16 protein-coding genes are annotated in these 19,223 nt (G+C 70.1%); 6 read left to right on the forward strand and 10 right to left on the reverse strand.

The features are described from left to right. Positions 1–25 precede the first annotated feature (25 nt). Positions 26–820 carry a polysaccharide deacetylase family protein gene (locus tag VK501_RS25700; protein WP_324342642.1) on the forward strand — a complete coding sequence of 265 codons (795 nt, stop codon included), beginning with the start codon at positions 26–28 and terminating at the stop codon, positions 818–820. Positions 821–823: 3 nt separating this feature from the next. Here the strand turns inward: VK501_RS25700 and VK501_RS25705 are convergent, their stop codons facing one another. From VK501_RS25705 to VK501_RS25725, 5 genes are all read right to left on the reverse strand, one after another. Beyond that, complete coding sequence (locus tag VK501_RS25705; protein WP_324342644.1) at positions 824–1,987, reverse strand: GNAT family N-acetyltransferase; 1,164 nt, start codon at positions 1,985–1,987, stop codon at positions 824–826. 19 nt (positions 1,988–2,006) lie between these two features. Continuing rightward, the gene (locus tag VK501_RS25710; RefSeq protein ID WP_324342646.1) at positions 2,007–4,754 is read right to left on the reverse strand and encodes a hypothetical protein; all 2,748 of its coding nucleotides are present in this window, start codon (positions 4,752–4,754) and stop codon (positions 2,007–2,009) included. A gap of 239 nt (positions 4,755–4,993) precedes the next feature. Continuing rightward, the gene (locus tag VK501_RS25715) at positions 4,994–5,812 is read right to left on the reverse strand and encodes a glycoside hydrolase family 16 protein (RefSeq protein WP_324342648.1); all 819 of its coding nucleotides are present in this window, start codon (positions 5,810–5,812) and stop codon (positions 4,994–4,996) included. A 92-nt stretch (positions 5,813–5,904) separates the two neighbouring features. Beyond that, positions 5,905–6,834, reverse strand: coding sequence for a glycoside hydrolase family 26 protein (locus tag VK501_RS25720; protein WP_324342650.1), 930 nt, complete (start codon positions 6,832–6,834; stop codon positions 5,905–5,907). 68 nt (positions 6,835–6,902) lie between these two features. Next, positions 6,903–7,607: an acetate uptake transporter gene (locus VK501_RS25725; RefSeq protein WP_324342652.1), complete on the reverse strand. Its 705-nt coding sequence runs from the start codon at positions 7,605–7,607 to the stop codon at positions 6,903–6,905. A 432-nt stretch (positions 7,608–8,039) separates the two neighbouring features. Here VK501_RS25725 and VK501_RS25730 point away from each other — a divergent pair, with 432 nt between their 5' ends. Genes VK501_RS25730 through VK501_RS25745 form a run of 4 tightly spaced genes read left to right on the forward strand, consistent with a single transcriptional unit; the run spans position 8,040 to position 11,574 of the window. Further along, positions 8,040–9,080 (forward strand): amidohydrolase family protein, encoded by a 1,041-nt coding sequence (locus VK501_RS25730; RefSeq protein WP_324342654.1) that lies wholly within the window; start codon positions 8,040–8,042, stop codon positions 9,078–9,080. A gap of 1 nt (position 9,081) precedes the next feature. Next, a complete protein-coding gene (locus tag VK501_RS25735) occupies positions 9,082–9,765 on the forward strand; it encodes an iron-sulfur cluster assembly protein (RefSeq protein WP_324342656.1) in 684 nt (227 codons plus the stop codon). After that, entirely contained in the window at positions 9,762–10,796 is a 1,035-nt protein-coding gene (locus VK501_RS25740) for an NAD(P)-dependent alcohol dehydrogenase (RefSeq protein WP_324342658.1), read from the forward strand. Before VK501_RS25735 ends, VK501_RS25740 begins: the two co-directional genes overlap by 4 nt. 10 nt (positions 10,797–10,806) lie before the next feature. Then, the gene (locus VK501_RS25745; RefSeq protein WP_324342660.1) at positions 10,807–11,574 is read left to right on the forward strand and encodes an IclR family transcriptional regulator; all 768 of its coding nucleotides are present in this window, start codon (positions 10,807–10,809) and stop codon (positions 11,572–11,574) included. On the opposite strand, the gene groL is transcribed toward VK501_RS25745, so the two are convergent. The 5 genes from groL to VK501_RS25770 form a co-directional block, all read right to left on the reverse strand. Continuing rightward, positions 11,575–13,242, reverse strand: coding sequence for a chaperonin GroEL (gene groL, locus VK501_RS25750; RefSeq protein WP_324342662.1), 1,668 nt, complete (start codon positions 13,240–13,242; stop codon positions 11,575–11,577). A 7-nt stretch (positions 13,243–13,249) separates the two neighbouring features. Then, positions 13,250–13,603: a propane 2-monooxygenase effector subunit MimD gene (gene mimD, locus VK501_RS25755; protein ID WP_324342664.1), complete on the reverse strand. Its 354-nt coding sequence runs from the start codon at positions 13,601–13,603 to the stop codon at positions 13,250–13,252. Then, complete coding sequence (locus VK501_RS25760) at positions 13,600–14,682, reverse strand: aromatic/alkene monooxygenase hydroxylase subunit beta (RefSeq protein ID WP_324342666.1); 1,083 nt, start codon at positions 14,680–14,682, stop codon at positions 13,600–13,602. Before VK501_RS25760 ends, mimD begins: the two co-directional genes overlap by 4 nt. Before the next feature lie 117 nt (positions 14,683–14,799). Next, positions 14,800–15,858, reverse strand: a complete 1,059-nt coding sequence (locus VK501_RS25765) for an NADH:ubiquinone reductase (Na(+)-transporting) subunit F (RefSeq protein WP_324342667.1) — start codon at positions 15,856–15,858, stop codon at positions 14,800–14,802. A gap of 75 nt (positions 15,859–15,933) precedes the next feature. After that, on the reverse strand, positions 15,934–17,601 hold the full coding sequence (locus VK501_RS25770) for a hypothetical protein (protein WP_324342669.1): 1,668 nt from the start codon (positions 17,599–17,601) through the stop codon (positions 15,934–15,936). A 313-nt stretch (positions 17,602–17,914) separates the two neighbouring features. Between VK501_RS25770 and VK501_RS25775 the strand changes: the two genes are divergently transcribed. Beyond that, a complete protein-coding gene (locus VK501_RS25775) occupies positions 17,915–18,607 on the forward strand; it encodes a hypothetical protein (RefSeq protein ID WP_324342671.1) in 693 nt (230 codons plus the stop codon). Positions 18,608–19,223: the final 616 nt, after the last annotated feature.

Below are 19,223 nucleotides of genomic sequence, written 5' to 3' on the forward strand. Positions count from 1 at the left end.
CCGCACCTGGCGCGAGACCGGGGCCGTGACGCCCGTCCCGATCCTCCTCTACCACAGCGTGTCGGACAACCCGCCGGCGTGGATCCGGCGCTACTGCGTCGCGCCGGACGTCTTCTCCCGCCAGCTCGAGCTGATCGGCGATTGGGGCGCGACGGCGCTGTCGGTCGCCGAGTATGCGCGCAGCCTCGAGGACGGCAGGCCGCTGCCTGAGCGTTCAGTAGTGATCACCTTCGACGACGGCCTCGCCGACTTCCAGGAGCATGCGCTGCCCGCGCTTCGCCGCGTGGCCCTTGCCGCCACGCTCTTCGTCACCACCGGCTTCCTCGAGGGCCTGCCGGAGGGACGCGGGGTGAGCAGGCCCCCCGGCCCCTGGCTGGATGCGGCCGCGCTCCTCGACCTGCGCGCTCAGGGGATCGAGATCGGTGCGCACACCCACTCGCATCCTCAGCTCGACACCCTTCCCGCCGAGGCCGCGCGTGTCGAGATCGCCCGCTCCAAGGAGATCCTCGAGAACCTGCTGTCGGCCCGGGTGCCCTCGTTCGCCTACCCGTACGGGTATCACGGGCCGGTCGTGCATCGCCTCGCGCAGGAGTCCGGCTTCGCATCGGCCTGCGCGGTGAAGAACGCGCTGAGCTTCACTGCCGACGATCGCTTCGCGCTGGCCCGGCTGACCGTCCGCGCCGACACGACGCTCGCCGGGCTGGGTGCATGGCTTGACGGACGCGGAGCGCCGCTCGCGCCGCGGCGCGAGCGTGCGAGGACCCGCGCGTGGCGGGTGTTTCGCCGAGGCCGGGCCGTCGTCCGGCGCCCTCTGCGATGAACGTCAGCGCCGCGATCGACGCGCCGACGGCGTGCGGACAAGCTTCCCGAGACTCCCGTGTCTGCTGCGTGCCGGCGCTGATCGCTCGGGGGATGGGCCGGTGGGCACGTCCTTGAAGCCGATGACGCGTTTTACGCTTCTGCGCAGCGCGCGGTCGAGCGCGATGAGCGGCAGCGCTTCGATGTGGTATTCGGCGTATGGGTGCGGCCGTGCGCCGAATCGCGTCTTGAACTGGGCAAGCGCTGGTGACGGGCCGGTCTCGCCCATGTGGTAGTACCGGCACCCCGCGGCGCACGCGTCCTCGACGGCGAGCCGATGCAACAGGTAGTTGGCCCGTGTCGGTCCCGCGAGCTCCTTGTCCATGGCGCCGCGCGTGTAGTTGGCACTGGGTCCCTGGATGACCAGGATGCCGGCGGCGGGCCGGCCGTCGAGCCACGCGATCCATACCCGGCAGTCTTCGCCGAGCCACTCGGCCATCATCTGCAGCTTGCGCAGCGGGTCGCGACGGTGCCCTCGCCAGCGAGCCAGCGCGCGCGGCTCGTGCTGCGTCGCCGCCCACCGATCGAGCGACCGGTCGAACAGCTCGTAGAAGACGGGGAGGAGCCGTCCTGACGTGTCGCACCTGACGGTCAAGCCGGACCGCTCGGCCTTGCGAACCGCCGTGCGCGCCTGACCGAGGAACCGTTTGTTCCACACATGGTCGAAGCCGCCCTCGAGGTCGAGCACATGGGCGAGGCGCGGTACGGCGACGACGCCCGGCGGCCGCGCCGCCTCCCACACCGGTCCGGTCATCGGGTTCGGACGCAATGACGTCCGCGCGACCCGTCGGGAGGCCAGGTCGGCGAATACGGCTGCGACGTCGGATGCGCGCACGCCCCCGGATGCGAGCAGGCCGCCCATCCCCCATGCGGGCGGAAACGACGCCTCGCGGACCACCCCGCTGAGCAGACGCCTGCGCACCATCGGCAAGACGGCCAGACGACCATCGGGCAGCGAATACAGGCGGCTGGCGTCCTCGTAGCGGCCGAACGCGCTCAACAGATCGACCCATGCGGGCGCGTGATAGCGCAAGGCGTGCGGGTCGGAGTCGTAGAGCTCCCGCCACACGTCGCGCGGTGCTGGAGTCCTCACCGCGACCGCGCCTGAGTCGGTGATCCGGAGGCTCATCGGGGCCCCGCGGGCACGCTCATCGAAGCCTCGCTCCGAGCTTGATCGTCCGCAGCGCGAGGCCGCGACGGCCGTCCTCGGCGACCGACAGCAGATCAAGCAGCAGCCCCCGCTCGGTCGTCTGTTGTCCTACACGGCAGCGTGCACAGCCGCCCGGACGGTGGCCGAGGAGCTCCGCGACAGCGAGTGCCAGGCCGGCCTGGTACGGGCGGCGGACGCGCTTGGCGCGGGCGACCATGGCCTCCGGGGCGGCGTGAGCCGGAACGAACGCCGATCGCGCGAGGGAGAGCATCGGCGCGTCGGCCGCGGTGTCGCCCACCGCCAGCGCGATCTCGGGACGACGGTTGCCGCCATCGGCCGCGAGCGCGTCCACCAGCGCGAGCAGCCCGGCCCCCTTGTTGACTCCGGACGCGACAAGGTCGGTCTGGCTCTCCCCGTGGATCGCCTCGATCGCGCCGGCGACGCCGGCTGCCTGCAGACATTCGGTGACCTCAGGGACGTCGAGTGGCCGCCGGCGGCCATCGGTGCCGAGACGGTATGCCCGTACCGCGTGGACGAACGCGGGGTCCAGGCGCACTCCGTCGCGCTCTTGCAGCGCGGCGCGCACGCGACGCAGAGCGGCATCGCCGTCGGTGCCCACGAGCGTGACCGTGCGCTCGCCTCCGTCGAGGCAGAGGGCCGACCCGTACTCGGCCACTCCCGCGACCAATCCGTAGGCGCGGCAGCGATCCCGGACCTCCTCGAGGCCGCGACCGGTGACCGGCACCGGGAGGTACTCATGGGCGATCAGCGCCCGCAGGGCGGTGGCGCTGGCCCGGGTCAGCGTGGGAAACCCGAGTTGCTCGGTCTCGAGCACGCCGTCGATGTCGAGCGCGCACAGCTTGCCCGTCGCCACCCGGTCGACATCCGTGAGGAACGCGCCGGCGAAGTACCGCTGGACGGCGCGGGCGCTTGCGTGACGGACCATCGCCTCTTGCGCGGGGTCGGCTCGCAGCCGGCCCCACAGATGGGCAAGCTCGTACAGGAGCCATCGTTCGGAGTCCACCTCGTTTCCCGTCTCCTGCAACCACGCCGTCCGCACGCGCTCGGGTAGCGCCCCGTCGGATGCGAACGCGCCCACGCCGGCGAGATCGAAGGTCGCGTCGCAGCAGGCCAGCCCAAGGCTCCAGTAGGTGCGATCGCTGAGGCCCACCTTGACCGCCGGCATGCCGTTGCCCGCGGGAACGAACCAATGCTCGGGCGTCATGCTCCCGTCGACGACCGACGGCTCGGTCACGCGGAGCAGGCGGCGCACGGCACGGTCCACGAGCGCCACCCGCGCCACCGGTGCCGCGCGGGCAAAGCCGGCGCCGAGCAGGAGCCCGCCGACCTCCCACACCGGTCGCTGACCGAACATCGCGACGGTGGTGTCGCGCGCGACCCTGAGCGCCCGCTGGCGGGTCGCGACGTAGGCGGCGGCGCCGGTCGCGAGCTTGTCGCTGTCGGCCGCCATGCGACGCTCGGCTGGGAGCCACGCGCGGTACAGCAGGCCGTCACGCAGACCCAGCACACGCGGCGCGAACGAGTGAAGCGTCCGCGCCACTCCGAGATGCTGAGCGCCGAGATAGCCCAGCCCGACGCCGCTGACGAGCACAGCCAGCTCGCGGGCGGTGCCGTCGACGTCGTCGTGGCCGCGCACGCGAAACAGCGCGCGGCGATGCCCCCTTTGCTTGGCGGCCCCCGGCAGTCGCAACGTCTCGATCGCCTTGATCTCGAGCTCCCCGTCCAACAGCACCTGAAGCTCGCTCCGGGCGGCCTCCGGCTCGAGCCGCGAGTGAACGCTCCACTCCCCATCGGCGAGCACCACGGCGCCGTAGTCCGCGAGCGCGGGCGGCGGCTTCGCCGACGTGCCCTGAAGGGCCAGCAGCAGCACGATCGACGTTCGTGCCACGCCGAGGCGCTCGACCTGAGCGCAGGCCGCGGCGAGCGAGGAGCCGGTGACGGGTGGATCGTCGGTCATCAGCACCTGGCCGCCGCGTGCGATCCCGCGCACCAGCGCGCATTCCTCCTCGAGCAGCGCCCGCCCCGGACGCACGGTCAGGACGCGTGCGTCACCGCATCCGCGAGCTCGCAAGGCTGCCGCGATCAGCGGCGCCAGATAGCTGCCCGAGGTCCTGACCCCGGTGACGAGCAACGGGCGATCGCGATCCGTCGAGCGTTCGATGAAGCGTTCGACGAGGCGCGCGAGATCCTCGGGCCGTTCGTCGAAGTCGTAGAAGCACGCCGGCAGTCGCAGGACCCGCTGCCGCACCGCGAGCGGCAGCGACGGTATCTCGCGCGAGAGGCGCGCGCAGCGGTGTGCGAGCGCCGGGGTGCCTTGTCCGTCGCGGGCGATGACCACATCGGCCAGGTCGTCGACCAGGATGGCCGCCTGCCGCTGCCAGCCAAGCGTGCGCTGGAAGCCGTCAGTCCGTGCCGCGATCCGGCGCGCCGCCAGCGCACTCGCGCCGGCGGCCCGGCCGGCAAGACGGCCGGTCCGCGAGCCGGACCCCGCGAGCAGCGACACGGCGTCGTCGAGCGGATACGCCGAGTCGTGCAGGTAGTCCTCGGCGATCTGATTGAGACCCGCGGCCACGAGATAGGCGTCGAGCCACCACTGCTCGCGGGCGGCCTGTTCGAGCAGCGTCCCGAGCGCGGCAAGCTCATTGAGCAGATTGGTGACGACGAGCCCGACGCCAGCGCTCCCGACATCGCTCGCGGAGCTGGCGCGGTGCTCAGCGCCGGGCACCGCGCACCCACCGTTGGCTGCGGCGACACACCGCCCGGCCGAGCGAGCGGCCCGGGCGATCGAGCTCACGCTTGCACAGATCTGTCGAGGGTCCTACGAGCGACGACATGACGACGTGCTCATGCTCGGGAAACGGCATCAGGCAGTCAAGGTCGTGTGACGAACGCCGACCACCACCTGCGTACGACGGTCAAGCGCGACGTAGGCCTTCGCGGCTGACCAAGCGCAGACGGCGGCCCTCATTTCAGCGCCCAGGCCTTCACCCAGTCGACGCGCATCACCGCAGGCCACGGGGTGGTGCCGTCCGGGGGTCCGGTCCATTCGTTTCCGACCGCCGTGTTCAAGGTCAAGTAGTGGGGCTTGCTGAACGCCCATGCCGCAGACGGCATGTCGGCGCGCGCGACCGTGAAGCGACGCACGCCGTCCAGGTAGAACGCGATCCCCGCCTCGTACCAGTCGATCCTGTACGTGTGGAATCCGTCGGCCAGGCTCGCGGGTGCGGTCCACACGTCGCCCACGCCGTGGTCGCGGCCGGAGCGCAGGGCGGAGTGGGTGTGGAAGTGCGCGGCGCTCGGCGTGTCGCCCTTGACCTCGGCGATGTCGATCTCGCCGCTCTGCGGCCAGCCTTTCGTGAAGAGATCCGTGCCGAGCGTCCAGAAGACGGCGAGCAGGCCCGTGCCGGCGGGCACCTGGATGCGTGATGCGATCCGGACTGGTGGCTCGAAGCTCTCCTTCCCCCGCGTCTGGAGGCGAGCGGACGTGTAGCCGGCGCCGGAGTACTGCTCGCGCCGGGCGACGATCTCGAGGTTGCCGTTGCCATCGAGCCGCGCGTTGTCGGCGCGGTCCGTGTAGTACTGCAGCTCCCCGGCGCTCTCACCCCAGCGACCGACGTCGTAGCCCCAGAGGGCGCGATTCGGCGGGCTTCCCGCGGCGCCGTCGAAGTTGTCGGAGAACACCACGAGCGGCGGGGGGGAAGGCGGCGACGACCCGAGCGCCAGCGCGCACAGCGCTGCGACGGCTCCTGTCGCCAACTGCTTGAGTCGTCTCGGCGACGTCAAGCGCTTGACGATCCGCGGAGACGTCGATGCTGAGGAGGGCGATGCAGCGACCACCGCGCCGGCTCGTCGCGGCAGATCGGATCGCGATGGCGTCAACGCGTACCACCGAGCGGCCGGATGGGGGAGGCGCGGATGGTGGCGAAGGCGTTGGTGGCGTACCGCGGCGCCGCGATTCCCGCCGCGAACGCCGCCTGAGCGGCGGGCGAGGACTCGATGATCCAGTCCATCCCGTCGGCGTTCTTGTTGAACCACACGAGCGCCCGCGCTCGGGGATAGTTCCGCGGGAGCTGGTAGGCGAGCGCGTCGGTGATCCAATCGGCCTTCGAGCCGCCGTACTCGGAGGCCGCCGTCTCCCCGATCATGAGCGGCTTGGTACGAGCGACTCGTCGGGTGACGAGCGTGTACGTGGCGCGGAACGTCTCGTCGAACGAGTGCCAGCCGCCCGGTGCTCTGGGGTTGGTGCCCGAGTTGTAGCCGTCGAGGCAGGTCCAGTCGACGTAGGCGTCGCCGGGATAGAGCGAACGCAACGGATGCACCGCGTCGGCGTAGTCGACGTTGGGGCACCACACCCATGTCACGTTGCGGGCGCCCGCGGCGTCGAAGATCCGGTGCACGTGGCGCCACATGCGCACGAACTCGCCGGGGCGGTTGCCGTTGGCGTGCTCGCTGTAGGGCGCCCCGTTGGTGTTCATCTCCCAGTCGAAGCGCAGGAAGAACGGCTGGCCCCAGCGCCTTGCGCCCCGCGCCCAGCGACGGAGGAAGCGGTCGTACGCCTGGCCCCACTCCAGCAGCGACATGCGCTTGTGCGCGTTCGCCTCGAAGCGCGCGACGCTGCGCATGTCCCACGGCGCATCGATGCGGCCGTAGGGCGCGCCCGACACGTAGGCGCCCCAGTAGATCGCGGCAGCGGAGCGCCGCGCGCCCTGGCCGCTCACGTCGCCGTGCTCGATCGGCACCCAGAGCAGCGCGAGGACCGCCACCGCGACCACCGCGGCACCAAGGGCGGCGTTTGAGAGCTTCATGGCCGGCACCGGGACCGCGCGGAGCTTGGATCGGGGCCGGCCGTACGCCGGCCGGCCTCGCTCCACCCTCACTTGCTGGATTGGTACAGCCCGATCGGAGCCACCCAGCGTCCCAGCAGCGCGTTCATCATGAGCGCGAACGCCACATAGAACCCGACGAGCGCGTCCACGACCCCGATCCACCCGCCGATCTGGCGCAACGTGTCGGAGGTGTCCGCCGACGAGACCAGGTTGGCGACGCCGAGGAAGACCAGCACCACCACCAACAGGCCGAATGCGATGAACGCCGCCCTGGCCACGAACCACGTGCCGGCCGTGAACCCGGCGGTGATCAGCGCCCAGATGAGCAGGTAGGCGCCGAAGGCGTGACCCGCACCTTCCGCTCCGGCGGCCGCGAGCACCCTCGGGCCGAAGATCGCCAGCTGGAGCCCGAGGAACAGCCAGAAGCAGCCGTAGGACGTCTCCCAGGTGCCGGCGAAGCCGTTGCCGGCGCGGAAGTCCCACATGCCGGACAGGATCATCGCGACGGCACCGAAGGCCAGTGCGGCGGGCGCCACGATGATCAGCGCCCTGAGGTCGAACCACTCGGCATTGCCCATCGAGAGCAGGCCGAGGGTCGAGGCGAAGGCCATGAGAGCGAGCGGCGTGCCGCCCGCCGTGGCCGGGTAGAAGTAGCCGCTGCCGTGCTCCGGGCCTGACAGGACGGTCTCGGCGAGCGCCGAGCCCCCGTCCGGATGAGGCGGCGCAGCAGCAGACGTGGGCTGAGAAACCATCGGTACCTCCCGTTCTGCCTCCGTCGCGCACCGCAGAGGTCGCGTCCATGTCGAGCGCTGCCTGCCGGCGACCGCCGGTGCAGCTCGCTCGTTTCGCGGCGCCGCGCCAGCCCGCCACGGGCCCGGGCAGAAGCCCGCGGTGAGGTCGCGCGGGTGACGGTGGATGTGGGCGTGGCCCAGCACTGAATGTACACCTGCGCCGGGGGACGCGTGCGCTTTTTCCTGCCGCGCCTGCCAGCTTGCGGACGGCGCTCCTGTCGCGGTCGAGGCCGCGATCTGCGGGTGGTTCGGGACCGGCCAAGGGGCTACAATCGGCGGCGGAGAGAGAGCCTTGGCGAGTCACGTCCGGGATCGCCCCACCACGACGTGCGAGCCTCCTCCGTGGCCCTACTGGACTCCCCCTCGTGACCGGTGTCGACCGAGGGAGACGTGATGTACCGCAGTCCTGACGGTGAGAGCTACTTCATCGTGGACGGCCACGTCCACAACTGGGACGCGAGCCCCGAGAACCAGGCCAACAAGTACGGCGAAGGGTTCATCAACTGCTTCTACGACTACCACCGGAACCTCAGTCCGGAGGAGTACGTGTGGCCGCTGGAGAAGTTCCAGCACTACGGTGCGGACACCCTCATGCACGACCTGTTCGAAGAGGGCTACGACGACGTGGCGATCTTCCTGCCCACGTACCTGACCGACTTCTACAAGAACGGGTTCAACACCACGGAGCAGAACGCGGCCCTCAAGGAGGCCCACCCTGACCGGTTCATCCTCAACACCTCGTTCGATCCACGCGACGGCGAGGCGGGGCTCCGGGCCTTCGAGGACAAGGTGCGCCGCTACGACGCCAAGGGCGTCAAGCTGTACACCGCCGAATGGCGCGGCGACTCCCATGGCTGGAAGCTCACGGACCCCGAGGCCACGCGCTACCTGGAGAAGTGCCGCGAGCTGGGCGTGAAGAACATCCACGTCCACAAGGGGCCGACGATCTGGCCGCTGAACATGGACGCGTTCAACGTCCAGGACGTCGACTCCGCCGCCACGGAGTTCCCGGACCTGAACTTCATCGTCGAGCACGTCGGCCTGCCGCGCCTGGAGGACTTCTGCTGGATCGGCGTGCAGGAGCCGAACGTCTACGGTGGCCTGGCGGTCGCGATGCCGTTCATCCACACCCGCCCGGGGTACTTCGCGCAGATCCTCGGCGAGTTGTTGTACTGGCTGGGGGAGGACCGCATCCTGTTCGCCTCGGACTACGCGATCTGGCACCCGAAGTGGCTGACCGAGCAGTTCGCGGCCTTCCAGATCCCCGAGGACATGCAGGGCGAGTACGGCGAGCTCACGCCGGACATCAAGCGCAAGATCTTCGGGCTCAACGCCGCGAACCTGTACGGCATCGAGGTGCCGGCAGAGCTGGCGGTCGCGGCCGACGCGGGCACGGGCCCGGAGGTCACGCCGAAGCCGGCCGTCGCGACGTGAGATGCCGAGCGACGCGGCCCTCACCACGGCCCTGTCGCGCGTGCGCGACCCGGAGCTCGACGAGCCCATCACGGAGCTGGGCTTCGTCTCCGAGCTCCGGGTCGACGGCGGTCGCGTCGACGTCCGCCTGCGCCTGCCGACCTACTTCTGCGCCCCCAACTTCGCCTACCTGATGGTGGCCGACGCGCGGGCGGAGCTCGCGGCGGTGCCCGGCGTGGAGCGGGTGCACGTGGCGCTGGAGGACCATTTCGCCTCCGACGAGATCAACGGCGGCGTCGACGACGATCGCGACTTCGCCACGACCTTTCCCGGCGAGGTGGTGGGCGACCTCACCGAGCTGCGCTCGATCTTCGACCGCAAGGCGTTCGTCGTGCGCCAGGAGCGCCTCTGCCAGGCGCTCATCACGGGCGGCCGCCGGGCCGAGGAGCTTCCGGGGATGCGTCTCGGCGAGCTCCCGGCGATCCCTGAGACGACGGACTACCTCGAGCGCCGGACGCGGCTCGGCCTCGACGTCTCCCCGCAGGCCGCGCTGCTGCTGCGACCCAACGGCGAGCCCATCGACGCGAACGACGCGCCGCGTCAGCTGCGCTTCGCGCGGACGGTCCGCGTCAGCATCGAGGGCAACGCCGATCTCTGCCGTGGGCTCCTGCGCACCCGCTACGACCTGGAGGAGATGCCACCATGAAGGCCGCCAGGCTGCATTCCTACGACGAGGATCACCTGCACATCGACGATGTGCCCGAGCCGGCGCTCACCGGGCCGCACGAGGTCATCGTCCGCATCGGCGGCGCCGGGCTGTGCCGCACCGACCTGCACATCATCGAGGGCATCTGGCGGGACATTCTCGAGCCGCAGCTGCCGTACACGCTCGGGCACGAGAACGCCGGTTGGGTGGAGGAGGTCGGCTCGGACGTCAGCACCATCCAGGCGGGCGACGCGGTCGTCGTGCATCCGCTCGTCACGTGTGGGGTATGCGCGGGCTGCCGCCGCGGCGAGGACATGTACTGCACCAACGGCGCCTTTCCGGGGCTCAACGCCGAGGGCGGATTCGCGCAGTACCTGAAGACTTCGGAGCGCTCGTGCATCAAGCTCGAGGGCGGCCTCGAGCCCAAGGACGTCGCGCCCTACGCCGACGCGGGCATCACGGCCTACCGCGCCGCCAAGAAGGCGGCCGCCCACCTGATGCCGGGGTCGCGGTGCGTCGTGATCGGCGCCGGCGGACTCGGGCACATCGGCGTGCAGTCGCTCAAGGCGCTGTGCGCCACGGAGGTCATCGTCGTCGACACCTCCGACGCGGCGCTCGAGCTCGCCCGGCGCCTCGGCGCCGACCACGCCGTCAAGGCCGGCGCCGACGTCGTCGAGGCGGTGCGAGCCTTCGGCGACGGCGACGGCGGCGTGGAAGCGGTCATCGACTTCGTCGGCGAGCACGGGACGACGGCTCAAGGCCCGGCGATGCTCGCCCAGGGCGGGACCTACTACGTGGTCGGCTACGGAGGCCGCGTCGACCTGGCCGCCATCGACGTGATCTTCAGCGAGGTCAACGTCGTCGGCAACCTCGTCGGCAACTACACCGAGCTCTCCGAGCTCATGAAGCTCGCCGCCCAGGGACGGGTCGAGCTGACGACGAAGGCCTACGAGCTCGACCGCATCAACGACGCGATCGACGACCTCAACGCGGGACGGATCCAGGGCCGTGGCGTCCTCATCCCCAACTAGCGGGGAGCCGGTGGACCTCCTCGGCGACGAGCCCGGTCGGGCCGCGTACGGCAGCACGCGGCGGGTCTTCCGCATCATCGACCGGGTCAGCCGCGACGACCGGATGACCGTCCGGGGGCTCGCCGAGGAGCTCGGGATCAGCCTGTCGACGACCTATCACCTGCTCAGCCTCCTGGTCGACGAGGGCTACATCGTGCGGCTGCCCCAGCACGGGGGCTACCGGCTGGGCCCGACGATCGCGGTGCTCCAGGAGCGCCTGCAGCGCAGCGGCGCCGCCGGGGCCGTCGAGCCGGCGCTGCGGGCGCTGGCGCGCCACGCGGGCTGTAGCGCGTACTTCGCCGTGCTCTGCGAGGGCGACGACGTGCTCGTCACGCACGTGCACACGCCGTCCCAGAGCCCGACCGTCGGCATCCCGGCCGGGTTCCGCGGCCCGTCGCACGCACTCGCCCTCGGCAAGGTGCTGCTCGCCGCCCGCGGCGTCGGGGCGATCAACCGCTACCTCAACGACCACCTGCTCGACGCCTACACCCGCCGGACGATCACCGAGCCGTCGAAGCTCGAAGCCCATCTCAAGGCGGTCCGCCACCGGGGGTTCGCCACCGACTTCGAGGAGTTCGCCAAGAACCTCTGCTGCGTGGCGGTCCCCGTGCAGACGGGCACGGGCGAGACGCTCGGCGCGATCGGCCTGGGCACGACCGCCCGCGCGCCGGCGGGCGAGCTCAAGCGGCTGATCCGGCTCGCCCAGGGGGCGGCGCGCGAGGTGTCGGCCGCCGAGTAGTCACGGCGCAGGCGAGCCCGCGGGCGACGACGGCCGGGCCAGGCCCTCGGCGAGGTCGCCGAAGCCGGGCGCCAGGATCGCGCCCGGCTGCGCGAGGACCTCCTCGGCCACGAGGGCCTCGGTCGTGAGCAGGAGGGCCGCGATCGAGACCGCGCTCCGCAGGGCCGAGCGCGTGACCTTCGCGGCGTCGATGATGCCGCCGGCGATCATGTCGCCGTACTCGTCGGTGAGCGCGTCGAGCCCCTGCCCGGCGGGCAGGGTGCGGACGCGCTGCACCACCGCCGCGCCGTCGTGGCCGGCATTGGCGGCGATCCAACGCAGCGGCTCCGAGAGCGCGTTGCGGACGATCTCTGCGCCCTGGGCGTCCTCGGGCGCCCGGCCGTCGGTCAGGTCCAGCGCGTGTTCGGCGTTAACCAGCGCGACGCCGCCGCCGGGCAGGATGCCCTCCTCGACCGCTGCCCGGGTGGCCGCCAGCGCTCCGTCGGTGCGCCGCTCCTTCTCCTTGAGCTCGACCTGTGTCGCGGCCCCGACGTGGATGATCGCGACCTTGCCCGACAGCTGCGCCATGCGCTCCTGCAGGTGCTCACGGTCGCGCGCGTTCTCGGCCCGCGCCAGCTCGGACCGAATCTGCACGAGCCGGGCGTCGATCGACTCCTGGCCACCCCAGCCGCCGAGGATCGTCGTGGCCCCGTCGGTCACCGTGACCTTGCGCGCGCGTCCGAGGCGCGCGAGCGCCGTGTTCTCGAGGCGCATCCCGCTGTCCTTGGAGACCACCTCGGCACCGGTGAAGGCCGCGATGTCCTGGAGGTTGTTCAGGCGGCGGTGCCCGAAACCGGGCGCACGAACAGCGACCGAGGCGAAGGTGCCGTGGGCCGCGTTGGTCACGAGCATGCCCAGCGCTGGGCCATCGACGTTCTCGGCGACGACGACCAGCGGGCGCCCGGCCTTCATCGCCTGCTCGAGGACCGGCATGAGCGCCTGGACCGCGGAGATCGGCATGTCGGTCAGCAGGATCAGCGGGTCCTCGAAGACGGCCTCCATCCGCGAGCTGTCGGTGACCATGTACGGGGACAGGTAGCCGAAGTCCCACTGCAGGCCTTCGACGAACTCCACCTCGAGCCCGAGCACTGGTGACTCCTCGACGCTGACCACCCCGTCTCCGCCCACCGCGTCGAGCGCCTGGGCGATCGTGGCGCCGATCTCGGGGTCGTTGTTGGCCGCGATCGTCGCGACGTCGGCCATCTGGCTGCGGCCCTCCACCTGGCGCGCCGCTTGCGCCAGGTCATCGAGCACGTGCTGCGCCGCCCGCTCGATGCCGCGCCGCAGCAGCATCGGGTTCGCACCGGCGGCGATCATGGTCATGCCCTCGCGGATCATCGCCTGGGCGAGGACGGTGGCGGTCGTCGTCCCGTCGCCGACCACGTCGCTGGTCTGGCTGGCGACCTCCCGCACGAGGTGCGCGCCCATGTTCTCGAAGGGATCCGAGAGGTGGATCTCCTGCGCGATGGCCACGCCGTCGTTGGTGATCTGCGGCGCGCCGGCCATCTTCTCGAGCACGACGTTGCGGCCCTTGGGCCCGAGCGTCACCTTCACCGCGTCGGCGAGCTTGTTCACGCCTGTCTCGAGATACCTCCTCGCGTCCTCGTTGTAGACCAGGATCTTGGCCATCGACCGGTCACACGGGCCGCAGGTCGAACCCGAGGTACTCGGCGGCATCCTCCGGGTTGGCGAACAGCACCATGCGGTCGTCGAGGGCGACCATCCGGCCGTAGTGCGTCGACATGATCTCCTCGAACGAGTTCTGGTCGAACTCCTCGCCGACGGCCTGGCTGAGCTCGGCGAAGTCGAACTCGACCTTGCCGATCGCGTCGATGCGGATCATCGACGGCAGCGCACGGACCGTCACATTCGGCTTGCCGCGCATCGCCTCGGCGACCGTGTGGCCGATCTGGTTGTCCATCAGCGTCACGCCGCACTGGTTGGAGGATTCGCGGTGGAACTCGAAATCGGGCTGGGTCTCGGTGCTCATGCTTCCAGCTCCTTGGGCCGCGGGATCTTGAGATCGTCCAGGATCAGCTGGGTGCGCGCGCGCGTGCGAGACAGCGCGTCGGCGAATCCGATCCCGCCGTGCTCCGGCAGCCCCCAGATGGGCTCCAGGGCGCGCGCCGTCTCGAGGCTGCGCGGGATCCACTTCGCCAGCCATCCGGCGAGCACGCCGGCGTTCTCCTGGCCGTACTGCTTGTCGGCGACCAGGTCGCCGAGGAGGATCGTCGTGTAGTTCAGGTCGCGGTCGAAATCGCTCTCGGCGACGTTCATCACGAGCGGGGTCACGAAGTCCCCGTTCGCCGCCGCGGTCGACATCACGAACTGGCTGCGGAACAGCTCACCGACGAGCGGCTCGAACGCGAGGTTGGTCGCGACGACCGCTTCGGCCCAGTCGCGCACGGCGGTGAGCAGCTCGACGTTCTCGCGCACCCGCAGCCACACCGGGTCGCTGTCCCACACCGCGAGATGCGCCCCGCCGTCGAAGCCGTCACGCGCGTCGGCGACCTCCAGGTTGTAGAGCGCGAGATCCTGCGCGATGCGCAGCTTGTGCATCGAGTTGACCGAGATCGCGTTGTTGATCATGTTCGTCGGCGCGTCGCGCTGCGCCGGCAGGAACACGTGCATGCCGAGCCCGTGCTCCGCGTGCATCCACGCGCCGACCTGGCGCTCCACGACGCGCTCCCACCCGGGACTCCACTGGTCGAACGCGCCCTCGCTCTTGGCAGCGGCGATCACCTGCTCGATCTCGCGGACGAGGCGGGCGTTGTTGCGGTAGATCGTCTGCTCCCACTCCTCGTTGGGGTCGCGGAACCGGTGCCAGTCAGACGACTTGAGCGCCGTCCACTCCTTCGGGTAGCCGCCTGGCCCCTTGGCGAAGCCGTAGACCCAGCCCTGGGTCAGGTAGCGCTCCGGATCGGGCTGGACGTCGACCGTCACGTCCTCGTACACGGTCGCCCGCAGCCGCAGCGGCTCGAAGTAGTTGAACGACCGGCTGTGCGCGCTGGGGAACTCCAGCGCTCCCGCTTCGGCGTCGGTGAAGACGAGCCGCGGGACGCTGCGCATCCGGCCTGTCGGGGTCCGCGTCGCCGTGTCTTTGGGACTCAACGTCGGTGAATCCGCCATGTGATCATCCCTCTCTCTCGTTCCTGTTGCGTGCAGTGCTTGCGGGCGCGGGGCCCGTCACGTCTGGTGGCCGGCCTGCTCCTCCTCCGAGGCGGTGATGGTGAACTTGTCGTAGAAGATGCGGGCCTCGCCGATGCCCTTGGCGACCAGCAGCTCGATGGCCGCGTCGATCATCGGCGGCGGCCCGCACAGGTAGCCCTCGTGGCCGGAGAGGTCGGTCTCCAGCCGGTCGACGACGTCGGTGATCAGACCGGTCTCGCCTTCCCACTGGTCACCTGGGGCCGGCTCCGACAGGGCGGGCACGAACCGGAAGTCCGGCAGGTGCTCGCCCAGTCGGGCCAGCTCGTCGAGGTGGAACAGGTCTCGCGGCGAGCGGGCGCCGTAGTAGTACGTGACCTTGCGCCGGATGCCGCGCTCGGACATGGAGTTGAGCAGCGACCAGATGGGAGCCATGCCGGCCCCGCCACCGATGAAGATCAGGTCGGCGTCGGAGTGCTCGCGGAGGATGAAGACCCCGTAGGGACCCCGGACCGCGAGCTCGTGGCCCGGGGCGAGCTGCTCCTCGAGCAGGCCCGAGAAGCGACCTCCGGGGTAGAGCTTGATCATGAACTCGAGCCGGCCCCCGGTCGCGGGCGTGTTGGCCATCGAGAACGCACGCGTGTGGGTCGTCCCGGGGATCTGGACGTCGACGTACTGGCCGGCATGGAAGTCGATCTCCCGCGGGTCGAGCAGGTTCAGCACCAGGTGCCGGATGTCGTGGGTGAGCGCCGTGATGCTCGCGACCTCGGTGCGGACCGTCTGGATCGGGACGCTGGAGGTGAGCACCTCCTCGTCGAAGTGCAGGAGCTCGACCTCGAGGTCGCTGAAGGCGTGGGCGCGACACAGGAGGGTGTAGCCCTCCTCCCGCTCGTAATCGGCCAGGGCGAACGTCGAGTACCGCTCCAGGTCGACCTCGCCGCTGATCAGGAAGGACTTGCACGCCGAGCATTGCCCCTCCTTGCAACCGTGCATGAGCATGACGCCCTGGCGGAACGCTCCCTCGAGGACCGTCTCGTCCTCGGAGACCTCGATCTCCAGGTCGACGGGCTCGAATCTGACCGTGTGACGGCGGGCCATGGGGCTTCCTGGGGTAGGAGCCGGCATCGCGCCGCAGGGCCGCGGCGCGATGCGGATCGTGGTGGTCCCGTACCCCTATGCCGGGGTGGGGGCGTAGCGGCCGCCCGGGCCGCCCTTCTTGTACTGCTCGACGAACGTGGTCCGCTCCTCGTCGGACATCTCGTTCAACAGGATGTTCGGACTCGGGAAGGGGTGGCCCTTGCAGTCGTCCAGGGTCCACAGCTTCTTCTGGTCGTCCAGGTCCAGGTGGGGCTGGGGGATCAGCGTCTTGCCGTCGTCGCGGACGTAGCCGAGATCCTTCTGGATGTCGGCCAGGTCCCAGTTGTGGTACAGCGTCTCCCACTCGCGCTTGCCGAGGAGGCGCCCCATCGACGGGGTGGCCCGGCCGTGGTACTCCGGGCGGAAGGCCTCCTTGTCGGTCCAGCGGCAGGTCTCCGAGCAGTAGGTCCTCCACTGATCGTCGACCTTGTCGACCACCAGGTCCTCACGGATCAGGCACGGGACCATGCAGGTCCAGCACCGGTGCGGGTACTGGTAGTTGACGTCCTCGAACGCGATCGGGGCGTGCCCGTTGGGGTGCGACAGACGGCTGTAGTTCTCCCACCACTCGCCGTATTTGTTGTACCAGCCCGGGTACTTGAACTCGAACCACTCGAAGTCCTCGTCGGTCATCGGGTCGATCCGCCAGAAGTTGACGGGCCACCCTGTCGCGAAGAACTGCGCCACCTCGTGGATGTAGCCCTTGTTCCAGATCCGGTTCCAGGCCTCCTCGACCAGATCGTGCGGCACCACCAGGCCGTACTTCTCCAGCGGCATCAGGTAGCTGCGGTAGTAGTCGTCGTAGATCCACCGGCGCCACGCCTCGGCGTAGCTCTGGCGATCCTTGCGCCGGTCCTTGGTGCCGTACTCGATGAACGTGCCGATCGCTGCGTCCACCACCGCATGGTTGTTCCACCACGCGTAACGCAGGTCACGCTCGAGCAGTTCACGGTTCCGCTCGTCGGCCAAGGCCATCAGGATGATGGAGTAGCCGTTGGAGATGTGGCGCGACTCGTCCGACTGCACCGAGTGGAACACCGTCGGCAGCAGGTAGTCGCCGTTGGCCGCCGCCTCGGAGGGCATCGCCACGAACAGCGTGTTGGTGAACGCCGTCTCGGCCACGATGGTCAGGTAGATGTCGGCGGCGGTGATGGCGTCGCCCGTGATGAATCCCTCACCGAACTGCCGGCCGATCGTCCCCGCGTAGCAGTTCGAGAACGCCTTCTCGGTGATGTCGAACCCGCCGGGGTCGATGTAGTGGTTCATGTACAGCCGCTTGAGGTTCATCTGGATCGTCGAGTGACGCACCTCGTCGATCATCTGCACGGCCAGGCCGTTGTGCACCTCGGGGTTCGGCACGGCGTTGATGGCCAGCGGCATCGCCCGCGCGGCCGAGATCTCGGGGAAGGGAATGATGCTCAGGAAGAGCTTCTGCCACTCCATCCAGCGTTGCTGGACGTTGCGGAACATGTTGCCGCGGATCGCGCCATCCATCGCGCCGTAGACCCGCTGATCCTTCTCCTCCTCCATGGGGAAGTAGGAGCGCAGGACCTGCTTCATCGGGTCCTTCTTCGGAGCCTTCTCGAACGTGTAGTCGGTCGGGTACTTGTCGACCGGCGTCGCAAACATGGGATCCCACGACAACTCCTGGATCTTGTCGTGGATCCTGGTCCGGCTCTGGCGCCTCGCGCTAGCTGCAGGCATATGGGAACTCCCGCTCTACTCGGGGGGTGGAGACGTGGACCACCCATGACACGGCGCCCGGTGCGTTGGCCCGTCGTTACGGGACCATGCTGCTGGCTTCCGGTTGATCGAGCCGACCGCGTCCTCCGCCCTAGGGGAAAACAACCTCGATCCGCTTGTACCACACCCGTGCGGGGCCGGCGTGAGGTGTGCAGGATCGCGGAAATGACCGCCGATGTCCGACGATGTGCGACACACCGACGGCGGCCGGATCGGGCGAATGCGCCGGCGCGGGACTCGGAGCACAATCCGACGAAGTGTCTGGAGTGCGCCCTTGAGCAAGCCCCTCGACATCGGGCCGGACGTGGCTCGGGTCCTGCGTCCCGAGGAGTCGGCGCGCCTCCACGCCTTGCGCGACAACGAGCGCCTGCGGTGCGCGATCTGCGATCAGTGGATCGACCCGGCTTCGGGGGTCGACGTGAGCGTCAGCGTGGCGCTGGAGGACCGTGCAGCCATGGCGGAGTTCGCTCACACCGGCTGTGCGCCCTCGCGGGCCGAGCTGGCGCAACTGGTCGTCGTGGCCGAGGCCGACCCGCTGGGCATCTCCTACACGCAGGCCATACACCCGGACGCCGGCGCGGTCCTGCTCTGGGAGCGCAAGCTCGATGTTCGCGTCCGGGGACCCGGGGACTGCGAGTCGCGTCCCTACCTCGACGCCCGGCGCTACGACGGGTTCCACGGCGTGCTCGCCCGTGAGCCCGTGCGCGAGCTGGCCGGTCTGACGCTCGCGGTCGACGGGCCGGACCTTGTGCTGCTGCGGGCCGACGTGCCACGCGAGCGCTTCCACGACGCGGCCGCAGACGCCCCGCCACGGTGGTTGGAGCGGCTTGCGGCGTCGGGGTACGGACTGCTGATCGTCGGAGCGGACCTCGGCCTCGGGCGGCCCAGCGCCCAGAGCATCCAGCAGGCGATTGGCGCCGACCGCGCGCTCATGGGGTTCGTGGAGTTCCGCGAGCCGGCCTCGTAGGAACTACCGCTGGCCAGCGGCGTGCAAGGCGCCCGCCGCCGGTGTGTAGATCGTGGTGTGGCCGTCGTCCCACTCGATCTCCTAGCGCGGGGACGGGTCGACCCCTAGCTGGTGGCTTTCGGTGCTACGGTGGGAATACGGGATCGCTCGCTGGGTCCAGCCTCCTCCTGACGTGCGCAACGACAGACGGAGGGCGGACGGTGACGAGCATGACGCGCAGCGAGCAACGCGGCGCCGAGCAGGCGCTACGGCGGACTTATCAAGGACCTGGCCAGCGGGAGCGCCAGCTGCGGCAGGCAATGGGGGCGGGACGTCGGCTGACCACACGCCGAGAGGGCAGTCAGCGAGCGATCGGCCACAGGGCCGCTGCACGCTACGCCTACCTCACCGAGTCGCACGACTAGCCCGGTGCCTTCGAGCCGCGGCTCGAGGAGCTGCAGGGCATGAGCGAAGCGCTACGCGACACGATCGCCACGCCGAACGCTGGACGCCGGAACGCGTTGAGGCTTGCTCCCAGCCCCAGGAGCTGCGGCTTCGTCGCGGCCTCCAAGCCGAAGCCGGAGCAGTGGCGACCGCGACCGGCGGGTCGACCAGCCGGACGGTCCGGGCGCCGCCA

The sequence above is a fragment of the Baekduia sp. genome (assembly GCF_035318805.1).
Taxonomy (GTDB): Bacteria; Actinomycetota; Thermoleophilia; order Solirubrobacterales; family Solirubrobacteraceae; genus Baekduia.